Raw genomic sequence first — 21,151 nt, forward strand, 5'->3', positions numbered from 1 at the left:
GAGACGACCGCCTGAGAGATGTCCCCTCCCCTTTTCGAAATTCCGACGATTCGTCCACCGACTGCGGTCGGCGCGTACGGGCGCGACCCCGTGTCGCGCCCACTGCGCGAGGTCGTCGTGAGCGTAGCGAACGACTGCTCGGCGGACGCGGTCTGTCCGCCGGTGGAGTCGGCCGCGTTCGGGCGGCCGACGAGGGTGGGGAGGTGTGAGGCTATCGCGGTGCGGTACGGTTGCGCTGACTCCTTGGTACCGGCAGAAGCTAGCCCGGACGAGGCTCCCACACAGACGAGGCTCCCACACAGACGAGGCTCCCACACAGACGAGGCTCCCACACAGACGAGACTACCAAACCCGTAGTGCTGTGACGTGCGGTCGCGGGCTTCGAAAGTAGCGAAGTAGCAAATTCCGTCCCCCCACCGACCACCAACCGATGAAGTAACTACTACCCGAAACTGAAGAACTGAGAAACTAATGCCGCAGAACTACGGAGTTTACAGCAGACCCGTCTTCTGGAGCTTCATGAGGTCCTCGGTGTCGAGGGTCTCGCCGTCCTTGAACTGCTGGTAGATCTCCTCGGCCTCTTCCTTGGCCTCTTCGCGCTCCTTCTCCTTCTCGGTCTTGCGCTCCTCTTCCTCCTGCTTGTCGAGTTCGCGCAGGCGCTTCTGGACGCGCACGAAGTCCTCGTGGTGCTGGTCGGCGGCCTCCTGGGCCTCCACGAAGCTCTCGTGCATCTCGTCGGCGTCGTCGCGGATCTCGTCGGCTTCGCGGTAGGCCTCGATCATCTGGTTGTGATGCTCTTGGGCCTTGTCCGCGAGTTCGGTCACCTTCTCGTGGTGACGGCTGGCTTCGGCGCGAACCTCTTCGGCTTCCTCGACGAGTCCTTCGAGGTCCTCGCTGTCGTTGAGCTTCTCCTTTCGGTCCTGAAGCTTCTCGCGCTTGGCCTCGATCTTCTCGATGAGTTCGCGCTCCTCCTCGGTCGAGAGAACCTCGGTCTGCTGCTTAAATTCGAGGTCCTCGATTTCGGATTCGAGTTCCTCGATGTCCTTTCCCTCGTTGAGTTCGAGGTCGGACTTCTTCTGCTCGACTTCGTCGAACAGTTCGTTGGCCTTCGCGTTGAGTTCGTTGCGCTTCTCCTTGTGCTCCTGAACCTGCTCGTTCAGTTCGTCGCGCTTCTCGCGGTGTTCCTGAGCCTCGTCGACCTTCTCGCGCGTCTTGGCGTTCAGGTCGTCGCGCTTGGAGGCGCGTTTGCTGGCCTTCTGATTCAGCTCGTTTCGTCGGTCTCGGAGCTGGCCTGCAAGTTTGATTAGTTCGCCTTTCGACTTGTTCTGAAGTTCCTCTTCTGTTACACTTACCATGCTAATTTAACCTCGATTCCATGCCCGCCTCGGCGTTCGGCGAGCCAGTGGACGACAGCAACTGCTGTCTACAACTGGCAATCGACCGGTGACAATAGTCCCATGTCATTTGTCGCGCGATGCTTGCCGAACGCTCGTGGCGTTCTGGTAACTGCAAATATTCGCTGTGTATATATAAATGTTGCGTTGATTTGGGGCGTGGAAACCGTTCACACGCCCGCTAACGGCCGTGTAACGCCCTCCCACACTCTTCGGTGGGGTAATAAAGACCGCCGGACGCTACAGCGGGTAGCTGTTCTGGACCGCTCCGTCGGCGCGCCCGAAGGAGAGTTCGACCGCTCGGGCGTCGTCCGGAACCTCCAGCGTCCCGGCCTGCGAACGACCGTAGGCCTCGACCTCCACGTCGGACCCGCCGGTTCGGTCGCCTGCGGTCCACGAGACGGTGCCCGACACCGCCTCGGGCGTGTCGTTGAGGACCGTCAACTCCCTCGTCGAGCCGTGGGTCGGGTAGCCGTCGAGGACGACCTGTACGGGTTCCAGTGAGGCCGCCATCGCCTCGTACCCGTCCTTCTCTTCCCCGTCGGCCGCCAGCACGCCCATGCCCGCCCCGTCGTCGGCGTCCCGGAGCGCGTCGGCTACGAGCAGGCCGGTGCCGCGGCGGCGGAGCGTCTCGGTGACCTGCTTGAGGACTCGCGTCTGGTACGTCTGGGAGGCCTCGACGGGGGTCGCTTCGTCGCCGCCCAACGCCTCGACGTTTCCGGCGACGTAGGCGTCGTGGGCGTCGGCGTCGAACCCGGCGGCGTCGTGGCCCTCCGCCGCGGTGAGCGACCCCGCGCCGAACGCGCCGACCGCGCCCGTACGGTCGTACTTGTCGAGGACCCACTCGGCGTCGTCGGCGTCGCCGTACTGCCATCCGGGGTAGACGTGTGCGGCGTCGGGGTCGATGCCGGGCGCGCCCGAGACGGGAAACACTGCCGCGTCGTCGGGTAGGGTCTCGGCGAGTTCGCGGTCCGCGGTGGCGTCGTAGTCCGCGCGCCACGCCCGCCAGCGGACCTTGTAGCGGGCGAACCGAGAGGGACCGACGCCCGCGAGGTGGTCTGTCGGGTCGGCGCGGACGCCGAACGCGCCCACGCAGGGGTGGCGCTCGACCGACGACGAGAGCGTCTCGGCCAACGCCGTCGCGCGGTCCGGGTCGGTTTCGGCCGACTCGCCAGCCCCGGAGATGGGGAGGTCTTGCCAGACCAGCAGGCCCGCCTCGGCGGCGGCCTCGTAGAACTCCGCGGGCGGGACGTGACCGTACGCCCGGACGACGTTCGCGTTGGCGTTGGCGGCCCGTTCTACGTCCCACGTCGGGTCGCCCGTCGGGAGGAGCGAGAACCCCCGTCCCCGGACTTCCTGTCCGTTGACGACCAGTCCGTCGTCCCGGGCGTCGCGGATTTCGGAGAGACCGGTCTTCACGACTCGTTCGGAGTCGCCGAGTTTCGCCCGGACCGCGTACTGGTGCTGCGGGCCGTGACCGGCGGGCCACCAGTAGGCCGGGTCGCGGAGTTCGAGCGTCTTCTCGACGACGGCGCGCTCGCCCGCCTCGGCTTCGATTCTGGCGCGTTCCATCACGCCGCCGCCCCGGAACCCCTGCGGGCGCACCGACAGCGAGATGCGCTCGTCCAGCGCCTCGCCCGCTTCGACGGCCAACTCGGCGTCGATGACCGCGCCGTCGTCGGTCCGCCGGGGTGTCAGCGAGAGCGCGTCCACGAACGTCTCCGGATGCGTTTCGAGGTCCGCGGCCCACCAGATGCCGGGGACCGCCCGCTCGTCGGGGACCCGGTCGGTCGCGTAGACGCCGCCGTACGACTCGGGGGCGCGACACTCGACCACCAGTTCGTTGTCGGCGTCGAGGTCCACCTCGTACCGCGCGGGGACGAAGTAGGCGTCGTGTTCGCCGAGCAACTCGCCGTTCAGCCAGATGCGAGCGTGGGCGAACAACCCGCGGAGTTCGAGGGTCGTTCGCTCGTCGGCGTCGCGCGGGTCGGCGAACTCGGTTCGGTACGCCACGGCGTCGGCGTCTGCGAACCGCTCGGGACGGCCCGGCAGTTCGACCGGGTGCCACTCGTCGGGGGAGGGCGGCTCGGCTCCGGCGGACGGTTCGACCGCCGCGCCCGTCCAGTCGGTGAGGGACATACACGGGCAACTACACCCACACCAGATAGGTTTTACGTACCGGAGCCGACCACTTTCACTTTCACCGTGCCCATGGCTCAATTTAAGTAGGATGGCGGGACCACGTTCGGGTATGCTCGAAGACTTGCGGTGTGCCTGTGAGGCCCGTAGCTGCCAGCGCACTCTCGGTGAGGAGGAGTTGATGCTCCGGATGACGACCGACGCTGGCGAGCGCCGCGCCTACGAGTGTGCCTGCGGTGCGGTCACGGTGACGGTCGTACAGTAGTCCGTCTAGCGTCGTCGGTCTGCCCAGTCACTTCGGTCCCGCACCGCAGTCGGTTTCCCGCGATTCAAGTGTCCGCTGTCGAAACCCGTCTCCATGGACGAAGTTCTCCACGCACGCGGTCACGAGAACGTCTCGGCCGCCCACGCCAGCACTTTCGAGGTGACGACCGACGACTATCTCACGCCCGCGGGCGACTGCATCCTCGGTATCGAGGCGGACCGCGCCCCGGCCGACTTCGACGACGAGTTCGTCGCGGCCTGCCAGAGCGCCGACGCGACAATCACCGCGACGTTCGAGGTCGCCGAACAGGAGGGCGACGAGGCGTACCGCGAGACCGTGACGGGCCGGGGCCACCCGGACCTGACCTTCGAGAGCGACCGGAGCGCCGTGGGCCGGACCAGCGACTACGTGGACGACCGCACGGTTCTCGTCGGTGCCGAGTTCGCCGCCGAGGGCTTCGATAGGGAGTTGGTCGCGGCGCTCGCCGAGGGTGCCGACCTGACCGTGACGCTGACGGTCGAACGCGACGCGTGAGACCGTCGGTCGGCGGGCCGCCGGTCCGCCGGTCGGAGCGACCGTTTTAATCCGCTCGCGCCATCAATACGGACCATGCCCGACGACTCCGAATCCGTCGAGAACCCCGAGGCCCTCGACGACCCCGAACCCGCCCAGAACATCAGCGGCGGTTCCGCCGGGGGAGGGACGGCCACCGAGTTCGCCCCCGGCGAGGCCGCCACCCGCGCCGAAGCGGTCGTGGACCGTCTCGGTGACCTGTACTGGCAGAAGACCTACGGCGGACGCGACGCCTTCGAGTGTCTGGTCCGGACGATTCTGAGCCAGAACACCAGCGACGTGGCGAGCCAACCCGCCCACGACGCGCTGATGGAGCGGTACGGCGGTGGCAGTGATGGGGACGGGACGGGCGACGCTGGCGGTGAGGACGACGGGACAACCGGCCTCGCCGCCGCGCTCGCCGACGCCGACCACGACGAACTCGCCGACACCATCCGGTCGGCCGGACTCTACAACCGGAAGGCCGACGTGCTGACCTCGGTGGCGGCGAGGGTACTGGACGAGTACGGGAGCGCGGCCGAGTTCGACGCCTTCGTCAGGGAGCGCGACCCCGAGGAGGTCCGTCCAACCCTCCTCGATATGGACGGCGTGGGTCCCAAGACCGCCGACTGCGTCCTGCTGTTCGCCGGCGGACGGTCCGGCGTCTTTCCCGTGGACACCCACGTCCACCGAATCTACCGGCGGCTCGGCGTCGCGCCCGCCGACGCCGACCACGAGGCGGTCCGGGCGGTGCTGGAGCGCGACGTGCCCGCAGCGAAGTGCGGGTTCGGACACACGGCGACGATTCAGTTCGGGCGAGAGTACTGCTCGGCCCGGAAGCCCGCGTGCCTCGACGGACTGGACGAGTGCCCCATGTCGGACCTCTGCGACCGCGTGGGCGTGGACGCCGAATCCGGCACGGTCGTGGACCCCGCGGACGCCGACTAATCCGAGCGTTCGGTCTCCTCTGGTAGCCCGCTCTCTTCGAGCAGGCGGTCCCGGAGGTGGCGCACGTCCCGGCGCTCCCGGTCGCGCCACGGGAAGAGGAGCAGTTTCCGCGCTCGGTCGCGGAGGAACGACGAGAGGTACGCCACCTGCCGGTCCGAGAGCGCGACGGTCCGCGGTTCGCCGTCGGTGTCACCACCGGCGTTCTGGCTCTCTATCTCCCGCCGGAGGTCGTGGACGAACTCCCACTCCCGGGACTTCGACCGGAGCGCGTACTGGAGTCGGTTCTCTCGCTCGCGCAACCAGTTCGTGAGGACGTACCACTCCTCCGATTCGAGGGTCAGGTCCGGCATCGAGTCCGTCGGGTGGTTCGATGGCTGGACTTTTGCCGTTTCGGGCGCTAGAGATTGCAAATGGCCTCAGAGACGACGATAACCATCGACCCGCACGTCCACTCGGAGGGGTCCTACGACGGGCACGAACCCGTCGAACTCCTGCTGGCGCAGGCCAGCGACATCGGTCTCGACGGCATCGTGGTGACCGACCACGACACGATTCGGGAGTCGCTCCGGGCGGCCGAACTCGCTCCGGAGTACGGACTCGTCGGCGTTCCGGGGGTCGAGGTTTCCACCGCGGCGGGCCACCTGCTCGCTATCGGCGTCGAGGAGCGGCCAGAACCCCACCGACCGCTCGACGAGACGGTCGCCGAAATCCGCGACAGCGGCGGAGTCGCGGTCGTTCCCCACCCGTTCCAGCGCACGCGTCACGGGGTTCGGAAGGGCCGAATCACCGATTGCGACGCCATCGAGGTGTACAACTCGTGGATTTTCACCGGCTACCGGAACCGGCGCGCGCGCCAGTTCGCGGCCCGCAACGACTACCCCGGCGTCGCGGCCAGCGACGCTCACTCCGCGAAGTACCTCGGCCGGGCCTACACCGAACTCACCGTCGAGGGGGCGTCCTCGAAGGCCGATATCGACCGCGACCACGTCGTCCGGGCCTTCACCGACGGCGACGCCGAGATTCACGGCCACCGCCAACCGCTCTACCGGAGCGTGCGCCACTACGCGCTCGGTGCCGGACGGAAGGTCGGCCACGGCGTCGCCGCGAGCGTGCCGAGTTTCGCGCGACTGTGACCACTGCCGGATATCGGATTGCTGCGGTCCGGAGACCGACCGACGCGCGACGCCGTCGCGCTCTCTGAGGTGACTCGATGGAGGCCGTATTGCCCCGAGCACGAGGGTTTTTAACGCGCGACCGTCTGCATTCAGTTACGCGACATGAGTACGCTGGTAGTCTGCGTCGACCGGAACGACGACATCGGGACCAAGACCGGTCTCGAAACCCCGGTTGCCGGGTGGGAGGCGGTCCGGTCGCTCGTCACGGAGGTCGGTCTCGCGGACCCGGAAGACTCCAGCGTCAACTGCCTGCTCGAATCCCTGCGCGTGGCCCGCGACCTGCGCGACGGCGACGAGGCGGTCACCGTGGCGGTCATCTCCGGGGCCGCAGAGACGATGGTCGGCCGCGACCGCGCGGTCGCCGACCAGATGGACAACCTCATCGCCGAATACGACCCGGATTCGGCCGTGGTCGTCATCGACAGCGCACAGGACGAGCGACTCGTTCCAATCATCGAGAGTCGATTGCAGGTGGACGCCGTGGACCGCGTGGTCGTCCGACAGGCCCGCGACATCGAATCGACGTACTACCTGCTCAAGCAGTTCCTCGCCGACGAGGAACTGCGCCAGACTGTCCTCGTCCCGGTCGGGGTCGCGCTGCTGGCGTTCCCCATCATCCTGATGGCGGCCGGACCCGCGACCGCAGTCGCCGCCATCACCGCGGTCATCGGTCTGTTCGTCCTCTACAAGGGACTCGGCGTGGACGAGTACGTCGCCGACTTACCGACCGACATCAAAGACGCCCTCTACTCCGGCCGGGTCTCCATCGTGACGTACGTCGTCGCCGCGGGCCTCTCGCTCATCGGCCTGTTCGCCGGGGCGCTGCGGGTCTCGAACTCCTCTGTTTCGACGGAGGGCGTCCTCCTGCCCGCGATGGCGTTCGCGTTCGCCAGCGTCCCGTGGCTGGCCGCGGCGGCGCTGGCGGCCTCGACCGGCCGACTCCTCGACGAAATCATCCGCAACGACCGGGTGCGCAACTCCTATCTCAACCTCCCGTTCGGCGTGCTCGCGGTCGGACTGGTGGTGCGGGGCTTCTCGGCGTACTTCCTCCAGCGAGAGGGGTACGTCGAACCGGTCGTCGTCCCGCACATGGAACTCGGCAGCCTCTCGGTGGAGCGCATCGTCCTCCACTCGGGGACGCGGATGGCGCTGTTCGTCGTCGCGGGCGTGGTCGTGAGCCTGCTCGGCGTCCAACTCTCGTCGTACCTCACCGAAACCTCGTTGAGCGAGGAGTTCGAGGACGAGGAACTGGTCGAGTAGGAAACCGTCCGTTCTTTACCGCTGGCTTACACGTGGTGGTCCATGGACCACGACCACGCAGACCCCGACAGCGCCGGGCAGCTCCACCACCTCGAACTGTACGCCTCCGACCTCGACGCGTCGGTCGCGTTCTGGGACTGGTTGCTCGGCGAACTCGGCTACGAACGAAAGAACGAGTGGGACGGCGGCCGGTCGTGGGTCAACGGTCCGACGTACGTCGTCCTCGTGCAAGCCGACGGTTCTGACGCCGCGTTCGACCGACGCGCCGCCGGACTCAACCACGTGGCGTTCCACGCCGCCTCCCGCGAGCAGGTGGACGAACTCACGGCGGGCGTCCGCGAACGCGAGGACGCGGCCCTGCTGTACGAGGACCGACACCCCTTCGCCGGTGGCTACTACGCTCTCTACTGCGAGGACCCGGAGGGTATCAAAGTCGAGGTCGTCGGCCCCGAGTGACCTCGCGCGACCGATTCGCCGTCGTCCGGCCGACCGATTCGCCGCACCTAAATCCGCGCGCTCCCGACTCTCTCGCATGACCGAAGGGCCATCGTCGGCCGGACAGCAGGGCGAGTGGCTGAGCCTCTTCTCGGGCGGCAAGGACTCCTCGTGGGCGCTCTACCGCGCGCTGGAAGAGGGACTGGACGTGACGCGACTCGTCACGGTCCACCCCGAGGGCGACTCCTACATGTACCACGTCCCGGCGACGCGACTCGCGTCGCTCGCGGCCGAGAGCGTCGGCATCCCGCTGGTGGAGGTCGAACCAGACGACTTCGAGGCCGACGACGCCGACGAGTCGGGCGCGCAGGGCGACGCGGAACTCCGACCGCTGGAGGCGGCGGTGCGCGAACTCGACGCCGAACTCCCCGACGGCGTCGCGGGCGTGACCGCGGGCGCGGTCGAGAGCGAGTACCAGACTTCCCGAATCGAGGCGATGGCCGACCGCCTCGACGCCGAGGTGTTCGCACCGCTCTGGCAGGAGGACCCCCGCGAACTCGCCGACGCGATGCTCGACGCGGGCTTCGAGATTACGATCATCCGAGTTGCAGCGTACGGACTCGACGAGTCGTGGCTCGGTCGAACCTTGGACGAGGCGGCCATCGCCGAGTTGGAGGACCTGAACGAGAGCCACGGCGTCCACGTACTCGGCGAGGGCGGCGAGTTCGAGACGCTGGTGACCGACGGCCCGCACATGGACCGTGCTATCGAACTGGACTACGAAACGGAGTGGGACGGAACTCGGGGAACGATCCGAGTGACGGACGCTCACTTGGAGTCGTAGGACACGTGCAGTTTGGCCGCGAGCGAACGAACGTGAGCGTGCGTGCCGGGGAGCGACCGTAGGGAGCGGTGCAGGCTTTTCATGAACGTTTTCCAAGCGAGCGCCGCTCCCGGCGCGAGCGCAGGAAACGGTTCGGTGGCGAGTTCGAGACGCTGGTGACCGACGGCCCGCACATGGAGCGGCCCATCGAACTGGAGTACGACACCGAATGGAACGGGACGCGCGGGACGCTCGAAATCGAGGACGCGTGGCTGGGTGAGTGGGTTCTGACGATTTCGCTGACGTCGTCGAGAGCGCCGCCTTCGCTCGCGCCGTCGCCCGTAATCCTTCTTTTCGTGGCCACCTTTCGAACACCAGCACGATGAGCATCCAAGACCGCCTCCGCGGCGACCCGGAACCGGTCTCGGAGACCGAGGTGATTCGCTATTGGCTCCGGGCGGAACTCGACGAGGAGGACGGCGGCCCGGACCCCGACGCGCTCGACACCGACCCCGCGCTCCGCGAGGAACTGTTCGAACGCAAACCTATCGCCGAGCGCGTGTTCACCCCCCAGCGGGCCGACTGGTACCACGCCGACCTCTCGGAGGGCGCGCTCCGTGACCTCCGGGTCGTCGTCGGTCCCCACGACGAGGGGTGGCGCGCGCTCGCCGACGACAACCGAATCGAGTCCATCGCCCGACGAATTTACGAGGCCGAGGACGTGACTGCGTTGGACGAGGAGACGCCGAAGGACCTCGGAGAGGTAGTTGCCCTCGCCGACGAAATCGACTCGGAGGGGCCGCAGAGTCGGCTAATCGTCGTCGCGGAGGGCGACGACCCGGCCTACGTCGCTGACGGGAACCACCGCGCGGTGGCTCACGTTCTCCACCTCCTGCGCGGTGGTGCGTACGAAGGCCAAGAGGCGTATCTGGGCGTGCGGGAGAACGGTGGCTGAATCGAGTGCCGGGTTACTCGCCGTTCAGAATCTGGGTGTGCGCGCCGATGAGCGCGCCCGCGAGGTCCATGTTCTCGACGTGGGTCTTCTCGTCGATGATGGAGTTGCGGATGTCGCAGTCCCGAATGGTCGCCGACGGGAAGACGATGGAGTTGTTGACGCTGGAGTTGACCAGTTCCGCGCCCGGCATGATGTGGACGTTCTCGCCGAGCGTGGTGTTCTCGACCGTGGCGGAGTCGGCGACTCGGTTCTCGCCGTCGAGTTTCCACCCGACGGCTTCGAGGTAGCTCTCGGGCGTGCCGATGTCGAACCACGCCTCGTCGAAGGTGTAGGCGTACACCGAGTCCCGGGACTGCAACCACTGCACGAACCACCCGGGTTCGTCGGGGTTGTTGTCGTTGTCGAGATACTCGTCGAGTAGCGGGATGGTCTCGGCGGTGAAGGCGTAGCACGCGATGGAGACCAGCGTACTCTTCGGGTCGTCGGGTTTCTCTTGGAAGTCCACCACCTCGTCGCCGTCGAGTTCGACGAGACCGTAGGACTTCGCACGCTCGCGGGACCCGACGTCGTAGGCCGCCAGCGTCGGCGACTCCTTCGCCTCGAAGAAGTCCACGAAGTCGCTGATGCCGAAACTGATGAGGTTGTCACCGGCGATGACGAGGGTGTCCTCCGTGATGTTCTCGCGGTCGAACAGTTGGGCCAGCGCGCCCACGACGCCGAACTTCTCGTCTTCTTCGGTGGTGTCCTCGACCGTGAGTCGGGGTTTGTCGAACTCGCTCTCGGCGAGGTGGTCCCGGAAGTCCTCCGCGAACCGCTCGTTGGTCGAGACGTACACGTCGTCGATGCGTTCGTCGGCCTCTAACTCGGCGAAAATCTGGTCGATGACGGTCGAGTCGCCGACCGGAAGGAACATCTTCGGTCGGTGCTTCGTGATCGGCCAGAGTCGGGTCGCGTACCCACCCGCAAGAACGACGGCTTTCATACGACGACGGTCTATCCGACAGGATAAGTCCCTTTTCATTTCTCGGGTCGGACACGAGGCGATGGACCGCCGGGTCACCACCGCCGCGAACCGGCACGCTACCGCCGTTCGCGACCGGACTCGTACGTCCGGGCGAACTCGACCCACTCCCCGACGGCCGTACCCGCGCGGTACCGGACCGTCTCGCTTCGGGCATCGTACTCGACGAGGTTCGCGTCGTCGAGTTTCGGCAGGTGGTGGTGGTGGAGGTCCACCTCGACTCGTCCGTGGTCGTCCGTCGAGTCTCCGTCCGAGTCGGCGACGTGTTCGACGAGTTCCGAGAAGGCCGCAACGCCGTCGTCGGTCCCGTCGAGGTATTCGAGCACGCGACGGCGGTGCCTATCCGCGAGTACTTCGAAAAGTCCGTCGATGTCGATACTCCGTCCGCTGGAAACGGACGGGGGTGCGTCTGTCGCCGTCCCCTCTCCTCCCGTCGGTGCGTGTTCGTTACTCATGTTGCGGCGCGCCGAGGGATACTCTCTCCCCGACCACTAAGAACAGTGGACCTAAACAGCTAGGGTCACCGTCGTCACAGTCGAAAAACGCCCGGAGAAGCTCTCGATAGGCCTTCTAGCTGTGCGGTGAACCGTCAGAGCCGTTCGCTCGCCGATTCGGCGATACTGGGTCGCCTCGGTCACACAAAATTGCGGTCGCGGGAAAGGGTTATGTCCGACCAGCGGCGAGCAGGAATATGCGCGAGGCCGACGCAACCACCCGCGAGCGAATCACCGACCACCTCCGCGAGACGACCGCCTCGCCGAGCGCGCTGGCGACCGAGTTCGACGTGACGGCGTCCGCCGCCATCGACCACGTCCGACACATCGCCCAGTCGCTGTCCGCGAGCGACGACCAACTGCTGGTCGCCCCACCGGAGTGCGGCGATTGCGGGTTCAGCGAGTTCGACGACCCGGCGAATCGTCCCTCCCGGTGTCCCGAGTGCAAGAGCGAATCGGTGGACGAACCGGTGTTCCGAATCGAGTAGAGCGCAGGTCGCAGTGCCGTCCGCTGTCGGAGTCCGCTGTCGCGTTGCAGTCCTCTATTTCGGTCGATAGTCCCTCGCTGCGGTTCTCGGTGACGTGCTCGCACAACCGCCCTCGTCGAGTCGCCTATCGGGCGATTCACAGTACGGCCGTCTAGGTGCCCATCGACGCGGGTCTCGTCGGAAACTGCTATCGAAAGGGAAATCTGCAGTCCTCGTCCTAAACGGGAGTAATGGAGACAGGACAACGTGTTACCTCGGTCGATAACGTCCCGGCAGACACGACGTTTCTGTTCACGGTACGGGACGCGGAGTCGGGTGAGGACGACGAAGCGGTTCTGACCCGATTGGACGAGGAGGTCACCGGGTGGATAAATCGGTGTATGCACTTCCAGCACATCCGCCTCGACAAGGGGTCGGGTGCGCCGAAACGGAACGGCGAACTGGTGTGTGCGAACCACGGCGCGCTCTTCGAGGGCGACACCGGTCGCTGTACCCACGGGCCGTGCGAAGGGGCGTATCTGAACCCGGTCGAAATCGAGGTCGCGGACGGTGTCGTGTATCTCACGGACGACGACTACGAGTTCGTTCGCGAGGGCGGAATCGAGACGGACCCGACCGACCTGTCCTCGAAGTCGAACATCGAGTTCTGAATCGCTCGGCCCGTCTCTGCTCACCGATGATGCGGTCGCTTTCGCTCGTCAGTCGGCGATGTCGGCGCACCGTCCACAGAGGTCGAACCCGTGCTGCTTCGCCGATTCCTGCGACAACACCTCCACGATGTCTGCGGCGAACTCGCTCTTCTCGCTGACCGTCGCGCATAAACTCGCGGTCTCCGCGTCGTTCAAAACGTGATAGCTTCCCGAATTCTTCTCCTTACTCTCGTGTGCGATGACGACTTTCATTCCCTGTTACCTCGTCGCGAGTTCGACGTACTCAGTTCTCCGCCGTCCGGCATCAATTCCGCGCTCTCTCCGTTTTGAGTAACTGGGTGAACTGCTCCATCTCTCGCAACCGATTCACGCCCTCGAAACTGCCACATCCGTCTGGCCCGGCGTAACCGAACCCAGACGTCCGCTATCGGTCGAGATGAGAAGCTACTAACACGACTCGCCGCTACTCTCCGGAACGAATGAGTGAACCGACCGAGATGGCGGTACACGACGACCGCCTCGCCGACCAGATGGAACGCGGCGACTACGTCCTCGCGGTCGTGACCGCTACCAAACCCGACTTCTACAAGCAGGCCCCGCTGGTTCCTGCCGCCGACGAGCGCGACCTGCCCTGCTTCGTCCTGCACACGGGCCAGCACTACGACGACTTGCTGGGCCACGGTCTCGCCGAGTACGGCATCGAGGACCGCGTCGCCGTGGACCTCGGGATTCGGGGCGACCTCTCGGAGAAGACCGCACAGGTGATGACCCGGATAAAGCGATTCGCCGAGGTGCTGGACGACCGGTACCCGGAGACGACCGTCCTCCCCGTCGTCCACGGCGACACGCTGGCGGCGGGCGTCGTCCCGCAGGCGTGGATGTTCGCCACGAACCAACTGGTCGCTCACAACGAGGCGGGACTCCGCGGGATGGCCCCCGTCTCGTTCGACCCGAGCGACGACCCCGAGACCGTCGTCGCTCGGCAGTGGGACGGCGAGTGGGAGCGCAACCGGGCCGAACCGTTCCCCGAGCAGTACGACACGTTCGTCGGGTCGGCGGCGTCGCTGTACCACTTCGCCCCGACCGAATTGAATCGCCAGCACCTCCGCGACGAAGGCTACCCGGAGGCGGTCGGCGGAAGCGAGCGAATCCCGGTCGTCGGCAACTCCGTGGTAGACGCCATCGAGATGAAGAAGGACGCGGACCTCGACGAGAGCGTCTTCGACGTGTATCCCGCGCTGGAGGAGCGCGACGACTGGATTCGGGTGGACGTCCACCGGCGCGCGAACCTCCTCCCCGAGCGGTTCGAGAGCATCGTGGCCGCCGTCGTCGGCCTCGTGGAGGACGGCCACAACGTCAACTTCGTGGAACTGAACGCGACCGAAGTCGCCCTCCGGGAGTACGGTCTCCGCGAGAAACTCGTCCGACTGGCCGAGGAGAACGACAACTTCCTGTTCACCGGCCTCTGGAAGAAGCACGCCCACGTCTACGAGTTCCTCGAATCCGGCCAGTGCTTCGCCGAACTGACCGACTCCGGGAGCATGCAGGAGGAACTGAACCACATCGACGAGGCGCTCTGTCTCACCGCCCGGTTCAACACCGACAGGCCCGAGACCGTGTTCGACGCCAACACGAACCTGCTCGTCCCGCCCGTGTCGGGCGAGTTCGTACGCGAGACGGTCGAGTACGTCTACGAGGACGACCGGACCCGCAAGCGGATGACCGAGGGTCCGGACCTCTACGGGAGCGACGTGGGCGAGCGCATCGTGGACTTCCTCGCCGAGCGTCGCGACGAGAATCCCTTCGAGTGGGCGCACGAGCGACAGGGGTACGCCGCCGACGCCGACCGCGAGTTCGACTACCTGTAACGTCGCTCACTCTACCTCTGACCGCGCCTACTCGTAGTGGTCGCGCTCGACGCGAGCGTCGAAGGCCTCGGCGAGTCGGTCGGTAACCGGCCCTGCGCCGAGTTCGGCGGTCTCGCCGTCCGGCCCTTCGACCGCCGCGAGCGGCCGAACCTCCCACGTCGAGTTGGTCAGGAACGCCTCGTCCGCGTCGCGGAGGTCGGCGGGACCGTAGGTGCCCTCCTCGACGGGAATCCCCTTCTGTTCGGCGAGTTCGAGGACGACCCGGCGCGTGATGCCCGGCAGAATCGGTCCGTCGAGACTCGGCGTGCGCAGGACGCCGTCGCTGACGAGGAACAGGTTGCTCGTCGCGCCCTCGGCGAGGTTCTCGTCCGAATCGAGGACGATGGCCTCGTCCGGAACGTCTCCGTTCGCGTCCTCGGCCTCGCTGTCGCCACCCTGTCCGAGTTCGAGGCGCGCTAGAATCCCGTTCAGGTAGTTGTGCGTCTTCGCGTGCGCCGGGAGCGCGGCGTCGGGAATCCGTCGGGTCTCGACCACCGCGGCGGTGGCCGGGCCGTCCCAGACTGGTTCGCTGCCGCGGTCGGCGCGGCCGCCGCGCGGCAGGTCCGCGACGTAGACGACCACGGTCGGGTCCTCGACCGGTCCGGGCGCGAGTTTACCGGGTTGGACGCCCCGCGAAATCGAGAGTTTGACGTAGGCGTCGTCGAGGTCGTTCGCCGCGAGCGTCTCGCGGATTCGGCCCCGGAGGTCGTCGTCCGAGAGACCGTGGTCGAGCGACAGGGCGCAGCAGGTCCGGCGGAGGCGCTCGGCGTGGGCGTCCCACTCGAACACCCGACCGCCGTACGCTCGGAGGGTCTCGAAGGCGGCGTCGCCGTACATGAACCCGCGGTCGCGGACGCTGACGGTGGCGTCCTCGGCGGCCACGAGTTCGCTATCGACGTGGTACTGCATGGGTCGGGGTTCGGACCCGAGTGACTTGTGTTGTCAGGTCTCGATTACGGTGCCCGAGGTTCTACGGGTCTCCCTCGTCAACCTGCCGAAGGAGTACACCGCTTGGACTCTTCGAAACTGTGGACCGGAGAGAACTGCAGAACAGACACGCGCGGCGTCGCGGCCGAACGGAGGACGCCGGGTCTCTCTGTCGGCACACGACTGGTCGGGAGATAACGAGGCGGTTCGGAGTCGACTCGAAGCGTCGTCCGATTACCGCGCTTTGGCTCGGTCGATCCACGACGAGATGCGCTTGTCCGAGAGACCGGTCTCCTCGGCGAGCTGTTCGGCGTCGGCGTTCGCCAGTTCCGTCACGTCCGCGACGCCCGCGTCGCGGAGTCGCTCGGCGTAGGCCGGGCCGATGCCCTTCACGTCTTCGAGGGGTTCGCCCTCGCCGACCGGTTCGTCGGCGGCCGCGTCGGGTTCCTCGTCGGCCGTCTCCTCGGGCGTCGGTTCGGGTTCGTCGCGCGCCGTCTGGTCGGGTTCGGCGGCGTCCGTCGAGGGTTGGGTCGCCTCCGCGGGTTCGGCCGCCTCGTCGGTCTCGGGTGCGGTGGTCACGTCCTCGGTGGAGACGCCGGTCTCGGCGTCTTCCTCGGGTTCGTCGGTCGATTCGGTCTCGTCAGTCGTCTCCGTCGGCTCGGGTTCCTCGGTCGTCTCGGGTTCGGCGGTCTCCGGTTCGCTCGCTTCGGCTTCCTCGATTCCGGCGACGTCGCCGGTCGCCGCTTCGCCGGTCTCGTCGGTGGTCCCGTCGTCGCCGGTACGGCCGCGCTCGGGTTCGCTGGACTCCTCCGCGCCGGTATCGACGCCCTTCACGGCGCTCTCGACTTCCGAATCCGGTTCGGCCGACTCGTCGGGTTCTCGCTCGATGGTGACCCCGGATTCGGTCCGACGCACCTGCGAGCGGTCCTCATCGAGTCCGAGCAACGACTTCAGCTTCGTGAGCAGTCCCATTTGCGCGACAGTAGAGGGCCGTGGCACTTAAAGCCGTGCCCGAAGTGCCTCGTTCATCCGGTCCACGGGTGCATCTTCACCTGTCCACAGTTCGAAGGCTTCGACTCCCTGATACAGTAGCATCCACGCGCCGTCGATGGTCGTCGCGCCGCGCTCGCGGGCGTCTCGCAGCAGGCGCGTGTCGAGCGGTCGGTACACCGCGTCGAGTACCGCGAGGTCGGCGTGGAGCGCGTCCGCCGGGACCGGCGAGCGGTCCTCCTCCATCCCGACGCTGGTGGCGTTGACCACAACGTCGGCGTCCCGAACGCGTGCGTCGAGCGAGTCGAGACCGCCAGCGGTCGTCTCCGCGGAGCGGTCGGGCGTCTCGCGCTCCACGTCCGCGACGAGTCGCTCCGCGCGCTCGACCGTCCGATTGGCGACGTGGACTCTCGCACCTGCGTCCGCGAGTGCGAAGGCCGTCGCGCGCGCGGCACCGCCAGCGCCGACGACCACGGCGTCTCGGTCGGCGAGCGTCACGTCGTGGTGGGCGAACGACCGGCGCACGCCCGCAGCGTCGGTGTTGTGTCCCGTGGGAGGGCGCTCGGCGTCGGCGTCCGAGAAGTCGATGGTGTTGACCGCGCCGATGCGGGCCGCGAGGTCGTTGGGTTCGACGTGGGTCAGTGCGTCCTGTTTGAACGGAATCGTGACGTTTAGGCCCGCCACGCCCAGCGCCCGCGCACCCTCGATTGCGTCGCCCAGTTCGTCGGTGTCGGGTTCGAAAGTGACGTAGCGCGCGTCCGTCCCGAGGGCGTCGTAGGCCGCCTCGTGCATCGGCGGCGACAACGAGTGACCCACCGGGTTACCGAGTAGTCCGAATACGTCCATGTCGGGCGGAAGGTCTGCGACCGGGTTAACTACTGGGTTCGACCCCCTGCGGCCTGCCGATTCTCAGAATCGGTAATTATCCGAGTGTTTATGTCGGTCGTCTGGTTCGGACTGCAGTAGAGAAATGATACCACTCCAAACGCTGGGCGGGATACTCGTCTCCGTCGAGGCGCTCTACCTCGTCGGCGGTATCCTGCTCCTGTATCTCGGCGCGGAACTGCTGGTCTCCAGCGCCTCGTCGCTGGCGCTCGGGTACGGCATCGCGCCCGCGACGGTCGGCGTCACCATCGTCGCATTCTCGACGACTGCGCCCGAACTGTTCGTCAGTCTCATCGGCGGTATCGGTATCTCCAGCGACATCGGCCTCGGCAACATCATCGGTTCGAACATCGCCAACATCGGTCTCGTCCTCGGGGCCTCCGCGCTCGTTCAACCGCTGTCCGTCGATTCGAAGCTGCTGTGGCGACACGGCCCGTTCATGCTCGCGGCGGCGGTGCTCCTCGTCGTCCTCGGGAGCGACGGGATGCTCGGTCCCGCCGACGGGGTGGCGATGCTCGTCCTGCTCGCGGTGTTCACCGGCTACATGCTCTACAGTTCTCGGTCCGCGGACGGAGAGGTCGTCCCCGACGAGATGCAGGTCGAGGACGCCGACGGGTCGGCGAGCGCGCGCGAAATCGCGCTCCTCGTCGGCGCGGGGGTCTGTCTGCTCGCGGGTTCGTTCGGCCTCGTGAAGGGCGGAACCGGCGTCCTCCGGTCGTTCGGCTTCGGCGACCTCTTCATCGGCATCACCATCATCGCGTTCGGCACGTCGCTGCCCGAACTGGCGACCTCACTGGTGAGTTCGATTCGCGACGAGGCGGGGTTCAGCATCGGAAACGTCGTCGGGTCGAACATCTACAACGTCCTCGCGGTCATCGGCCTGCTCGCGGTGGTCCACCCCCTGTCGGTCGGCACCACCGTCCAGACGTTCCACTTCCCGATGATGATCGGCTTCACGGTCGGCGCGATGGCGCTGATGGCCTACGGTCGCCACCTCTCGCGGTGGAGCGGCGTCGCGCTCGTCGGCGGTTACGTCGGGTTCGTCTACCTCTTGTTTCCCTGACCTCGTAACGCAAGACCTACTTTTCGGGGTGAGCTATCCTCGGACAGAATGTTGAGTCGTTTACGGCATCCGCTATCAGCAGTCGGTCTGACGACGGCGCTCACACTCCCGTGGGTCTTCGTCTGGGCGACAGGTAACGCGCACTCGCTGAGCGACTTCCAGACGGTCGCCGTCAGTGGTGTCGCAGTGCTCGGTGCTTCGTTCATGCTCGCGTGGGCCGCCGAGACGGCCGAGAAGGACGTGCCGCGTGCGTTCGCACTGGCGGTCCTCGCGGTCCTCGCGGTCGCACCCGAGTACGCGGTGGACGCCCTCTACGCGTGGCAGGCCGGGGCGAACATCGGCACCGACAGCGGCATGCAGTCCGCGAACCTCGCGGTGGCGAACATGACCGGCGCGAACCGAATCCTCATCGGTCTGGGCTGGTCCGGTATCGCTCTGTTCACCGTCTATCGCACGCTCAGTTCCGAGGACCCCGCGGTCGTCCGCGAATCCGGGTTCCTCAAGAGCAAGGTGCAACTCGACCGCGACATCGCCACCGAAATCGCGTTCCTGCTCGCCGCGACCGCCTACGCCTTCTTCGTGCCCCTCGGCGGCGGCATCGGTATCACGGACACCATCTTCCTCGTCGGTCTGTACGCGCTCTACATCGGCATCGTCATCCGCGGCGACGTGGAGGACCACGAGGAACAGGTCGGCGTTCCGGCGTACTTCCAGAGCTACTCCAAGGGACCGCGCATCGCCAGCGTCCTCCTGCTGTTCGGTTACTCCGGCGGGATGATTTACACCGCGGTCCACCCGTTCGCGGAGGGTCTGGAACACCTCGGACTGTCGCTCGGCATCCCGCCGTTCTTCATGATCCAGTGGATCGCGCCGCTGGCGAGTGAGAGTCCGGAACTCATCGTCGTCGCCTACCTCGTCAACAAGGCGCGCTCGACCGCCGGATTCAACGCGCTCATCTCCTCGAAGCTCAACCAGTGGACGCTCCTCATCGGGACCCTCGCGGTCGTCTACAGCATCGCCGCGGGGAGTATCGGAACGCTCCCCTTCGACGAGAAGCAGGCCGCCGAAATCTGGATCACCGCGGCCCAGAGCTTCTTCGCCATCGGCGTGCTGACGAACTTCGAGATAAGCGTCCGGGAAGCGGTCGTGCTTCTGGTGCTGTTCACCTCGCAGGTCGTCGCCGAGTTCTGGGTCATCCAGACGATGGGCGAAGCGCAGGCGACGGAACTGAGCATCCTCATCCTCTACGCCTACACCGCCCTCTACCTCGTCCTCGGCGCGGCGCTGTTCGTCCTACGGCGCGGCGAACTCCGGTCCATCTTCGACCGCACTGCCGCGAACGCCCGCAACGCTCTGCCGGGCGGGTCCGAACCAGTCGAACACGCCGACTGACTCCCATCCGACGCGCTTTTCCTTCGCTCCCGCCGTAGGTTCGGCCGTGATTGCCATCGTCGTCAGCAGAGCCGATTCGGCCTCCGAACGCATCGGCGACCACCTGTTGGACCTCGCCGACTGGGACGCCCGCGAGGACGACTCGCTCCCCGACGGCGAGGGCGGCGGCACGGTCTACTCCCGCGAGGGCTTCGAACTCCGGGAGTTCGACGACCTCCACCTCGAAATCGAGGACACCGCGGCCCCGTTCTCCGACCCCGACCTGCTCGTGTTCGTCTCCCGCCACTCCGGCGACACCGGGGCGCTGCTGACCGCCCACTTCACGGGGAACTTCGGTCCGGCCGAGTTCGGCGGCGTCACGGGCGGCCTCGCCGAGGCGTGCCCGAACGCCCACGCGCGACTGCTCGACGCCTTCGAGGACCACGCACCCGACTCCTACGAGGTCGGCATGGAGTGCACCCACCACGGCCCCTCGGAGGTAGGCGTCCCTTCCCTGTTCGCGGAACTCGGGAGCGGCGAGGAGCAGTGGAGCGACCCCGAGGGTGCGCGAGCAGTCGCGCGGGCCGTCCTCGACCTGAACGGCGTCGAACCCCACCGCGACAGGCAGTTGGTCGGCTTCGGCGGCGGCCACTACGTCCCGCGGTTCGAGCGAATCGAGCGCGAGACCGACTGGGCCGTGGGTCACATCGCGGCCGACTGGGTGCTCGACGCGATGGGCGCGCCCGAGGCCAACCGCGACGTGATTCGGCGCGCCTTCGAGCGGAGTCGGGCCGACCGCGCAGTTATCGAAGGTGACTACCCGGAACTCAAAGAGACCGTCGCGGACCTCGGCTACGGCGTCGTGAGCGAGACGTGGGTCCGGGAGACGACGGGGGTTCCGCTCGACCTCGTGGCCGACCTCGAATCCGACCTCTCGCCGATTTCGTCGGGTCTCCGATTCGGCGAGGCCGCCGAGAGCTGCGACCCCGAGGCGACGGCGTACGAACTCGCGGACCTGCCCGACGACCTGCTCGTGGAGGCGCAGGGTATCGACGCCGACGCGACGCGCGAGGCGGTCGCGGCCCGCACGCTGGCGTTCGAGACCGAACAGAGCGGGACGCGCGCGGCGGGCCGCGCGGCGGTCCTCGACCGGAGCGACCGGGAGGAACTGGTAGACGAGTTGGCCGACTTCCTCCGCGAGAAGTACGACTCGGTCGCGCGCGAGGACGGCCGAATCGTCGCGCGACAGACCACGTTCGACCCGGAGAAGGCCCGCACGCTCGGCGTCGAGGAGGGTCCGGCGTTCGGCAAACTCTCGGCGGGAGAGCCTGTCACGGTGGGCGGCCGAGAGATAGACCCCCAGAAAGTCCGGAGCGAGCAGGTTCGCGAGTTTTCGGTCTGATTCTGGC

The 21,151-nt window shown here is 66.9% G+C and carries 24 protein-coding genes; 15 read left to right on the forward strand and 9 right to left on the reverse strand.

The window, feature by feature from the left end; translation table 11 throughout:
• Positions 1-491 precede the first annotated feature (491 nt).
• Positions 492-1,355, reverse strand: coding sequence for a coiled-coil protein (locus NGM06_RS08945; RefSeq protein WP_254269937.1), 864 nt, complete (start codon positions 1,353-1,355; stop codon positions 492-494).
• 279 nt (positions 1,356-1,634) lie between these two features.
• Complete coding sequence (locus tag NGM06_RS08950; protein ID WP_254269938.1) at positions 1,635-3,533, reverse strand: glycosyl hydrolase 2 galactose-binding domain-containing protein; 1,899 nt, start codon at positions 3,531-3,533, stop codon at positions 1,635-1,637.
• A 112-nt stretch (positions 3,534-3,645) separates the two neighbouring features.
• Between NGM06_RS08950 and NGM06_RS08955 the strand changes: the two genes are divergently transcribed.
• The 3 genes from NGM06_RS08955 (at position 3,646) to NGM06_RS08965 (ending at position 5,298) form a co-directional block, all read left to right on the forward strand.
• Positions 3,646-3,798: a hypothetical protein gene (locus NGM06_RS08955; RefSeq protein ID WP_254269939.1), complete on the forward strand. Its 153-nt coding sequence runs from the start codon at positions 3,646-3,648 to the stop codon at positions 3,796-3,798.
• A gap of 93 nt (positions 3,799-3,891) precedes the next feature.
• The gene (locus tag NGM06_RS08960; RefSeq protein WP_254269940.1) at positions 3,892-4,332 is read left to right on the forward strand and encodes a DUF371 domain-containing protein; all 441 of its coding nucleotides are present in this window, start codon (positions 3,892-3,894) and stop codon (positions 4,330-4,332) included.
• Positions 4,333-4,407: 75 nt separating this feature from the next.
• On the forward strand, positions 4,408-5,298 hold the full coding sequence (locus tag NGM06_RS08965; RefSeq protein WP_254269941.1) for an endonuclease III domain-containing protein: 891 nt from the start codon (positions 4,408-4,410) through the stop codon (positions 5,296-5,298).
• Here the strand turns inward: NGM06_RS08965 and NGM06_RS08970 are convergent.
• Complete coding sequence (locus tag NGM06_RS08970; RefSeq protein WP_254269942.1) at positions 5,295-5,648, reverse strand: hypothetical protein; 354 nt, start codon at positions 5,646-5,648, stop codon at positions 5,295-5,297. The two genes, NGM06_RS08965 and NGM06_RS08970, sit on opposite strands and share 4 nt — an antisense overlap.
• Before the next feature lie 60 nt (positions 5,649-5,708).
• Here NGM06_RS08970 and NGM06_RS08975 point away from each other — a divergent pair, with 60 nt between their 5' ends.
• From NGM06_RS08975 to NGM06_RS09000, 6 genes are all read left to right on the forward strand, one after another.
• Complete coding sequence (locus NGM06_RS08975) at positions 5,709-6,431, forward strand: PHP domain-containing protein (RefSeq protein WP_254269943.1); 723 nt, start codon at positions 5,709-5,711, stop codon at positions 6,429-6,431.
• A gap of 144 nt (positions 6,432-6,575) precedes the next feature.
• Complete coding sequence (locus tag NGM06_RS08980) at positions 6,576-7,733, forward strand: DUF373 family protein (protein ID WP_254269944.1); 1,158 nt, start codon at positions 6,576-6,578, stop codon at positions 7,731-7,733.
• A 42-nt stretch (positions 7,734-7,775) separates the two neighbouring features.
• A complete protein-coding gene (locus NGM06_RS08985) occupies positions 7,776-8,189 on the forward strand; it encodes a VOC family protein (RefSeq protein ID WP_254269945.1) in 414 nt (137 codons plus the stop codon).
• A gap of 76 nt (positions 8,190-8,265) precedes the next feature.
• Positions 8,266-9,012 carry a diphthine--ammonia ligase gene (locus NGM06_RS08990; RefSeq protein WP_254269946.1) on the forward strand — a complete coding sequence of 249 codons (747 nt, stop codon included), beginning with the start codon at positions 8,266-8,268 and terminating at the stop codon, positions 9,010-9,012.
• A 68-nt stretch (positions 9,013-9,080) separates the two neighbouring features.
• Entirely contained in the window at positions 9,081-9,377 is a 297-nt protein-coding gene (locus tag NGM06_RS24460; protein ID WP_497007248.1) for a hypothetical protein, read from the forward strand.
• Positions 9,374-9,946 carry a hypothetical protein gene (locus NGM06_RS09000; protein ID WP_254269947.1) on the forward strand — a complete coding sequence of 191 codons (573 nt, stop codon included), beginning with the start codon at positions 9,374-9,376 and terminating at the stop codon, positions 9,944-9,946. Before NGM06_RS24460 ends, NGM06_RS09000 begins: the two co-directional genes overlap by 4 nt.
• A 13-nt stretch (positions 9,947-9,959) precedes the next feature.
• Here NGM06_RS09000 and NGM06_RS09005 read toward each other — a convergent pair whose 3' ends face one another.
• The gene (locus NGM06_RS09005) at positions 9,960-10,928 is read right to left on the reverse strand and encodes a nucleotidyltransferase family protein (protein WP_254269948.1); all 969 of its coding nucleotides are present in this window, start codon (positions 10,926-10,928) and stop codon (positions 9,960-9,962) included.
• A gap of 98 nt (positions 10,929-11,026) precedes the next feature.
• Positions 11,027-11,422, reverse strand: a complete 396-nt coding sequence (locus NGM06_RS09010) for a DUF7344 domain-containing protein (RefSeq protein WP_438267633.1) — start codon at positions 11,420-11,422, stop codon at positions 11,027-11,029.
• A 236-nt stretch (positions 11,423-11,658) separates the two neighbouring features.
• Here NGM06_RS09010 and NGM06_RS09015 point away from each other — a divergent pair, with 236 nt between their 5' ends.
• Both NGM06_RS09015 and NGM06_RS09020 read left to right on the forward strand, forming a co-directional pair.
• A complete protein-coding gene (locus NGM06_RS09015; RefSeq protein ID WP_254269950.1) occupies positions 11,659-11,949 on the forward strand; it encodes a transcriptional regulator in 291 nt (96 codons plus the stop codon).
• A gap of 230 nt (positions 11,950-12,179) precedes the next feature.
• The gene (locus tag NGM06_RS09020; RefSeq protein WP_254269951.1) at positions 12,180-12,599 is read left to right on the forward strand and encodes a Rieske (2Fe-2S) protein; all 420 of its coding nucleotides are present in this window, start codon (positions 12,180-12,182) and stop codon (positions 12,597-12,599) included.
• 48 nt (positions 12,600-12,647) lie between these two features.
• On the opposite strand, the gene NGM06_RS09025 is transcribed toward NGM06_RS09020, so the two are convergent.
• Positions 12,648-12,851, reverse strand: coding sequence for a hypothetical protein (locus tag NGM06_RS09025; protein WP_254269952.1), 204 nt, complete (start codon positions 12,849-12,851; stop codon positions 12,648-12,650).
• Positions 12,852-13,078: 227 nt separating this feature from the next.
• Between NGM06_RS09025 and NGM06_RS09030 the strand changes: the two genes are divergently transcribed.
• On the forward strand, positions 13,079-14,467 hold the full coding sequence (locus NGM06_RS09030; protein ID WP_254269953.1) for a UDP-N-acetyl glucosamine 2-epimerase: 1,389 nt from the start codon (positions 13,079-13,081) through the stop codon (positions 14,465-14,467).
• A 27-nt stretch (positions 14,468-14,494) separates the two neighbouring features.
• Here the strand turns inward: NGM06_RS09030 and NGM06_RS09035 are convergent, their stop codons facing one another.
• From NGM06_RS09035 to NGM06_RS09045, 3 genes are all read right to left on the reverse strand, one after another.
• On the reverse strand, positions 14,495-15,415 hold the full coding sequence (locus NGM06_RS09035) for an aminotransferase class IV (protein WP_254269954.1): 921 nt from the start codon (positions 15,413-15,415) through the stop codon (positions 14,495-14,497).
• A 252-nt stretch (positions 15,416-15,667) separates the two neighbouring features.
• Positions 15,668-16,405, reverse strand: coding sequence for a helix-hairpin-helix domain-containing protein (locus NGM06_RS09040; protein WP_254269955.1), 738 nt, complete (start codon positions 16,403-16,405; stop codon positions 15,668-15,670).
• A gap of 27 nt (positions 16,406-16,432) precedes the next feature.
• Positions 16,433-17,269, reverse strand: coding sequence for a shikimate dehydrogenase (locus NGM06_RS09045; RefSeq protein WP_254269956.1), 837 nt, complete (start codon positions 17,267-17,269; stop codon positions 16,433-16,435).
• A gap of 124 nt (positions 17,270-17,393) precedes the next feature.
• Here NGM06_RS09045 and NGM06_RS09050 point away from each other — a divergent pair, with 124 nt between their 5' ends.
• From NGM06_RS09050 to NGM06_RS09060, 3 genes are read left to right on the forward strand one after another with little or no spacing between them, the layout of a single operon-like run.
• Positions 17,394-18,371: a calcium/sodium antiporter gene (locus tag NGM06_RS09050; protein WP_254269957.1), complete on the forward strand. Its 978-nt coding sequence runs from the start codon at positions 17,394-17,396 to the stop codon at positions 18,369-18,371.
• Between the two features lie 48 nt (positions 18,372-18,419).
• Positions 18,420-19,763, forward strand: a complete 1,344-nt coding sequence (locus NGM06_RS09055) for a calcium:cation antiporter family protein (RefSeq protein ID WP_254269958.1) — start codon at positions 18,420-18,422, stop codon at positions 19,761-19,763.
• 46 nt (positions 19,764-19,809) lie between these two features.
• Positions 19,810-21,144, forward strand: a complete 1,335-nt coding sequence (locus tag NGM06_RS09060; protein WP_254269959.1) for a D-aminoacyl-tRNA deacylase — start codon at positions 19,810-19,812, stop codon at positions 21,142-21,144.
• The last annotated feature ends 7 nt before the right edge of the window (positions 21,145-21,151 follow it).

Origin of the sequence: Halorussus aquaticus (genome assembly GCF_024218795.1) — an archaeon.
GTDB lineage: Archaea > Halobacteriota > Halobacteria > Halobacteriales > Haladaptataceae > Halorussus > Halorussus aquaticus.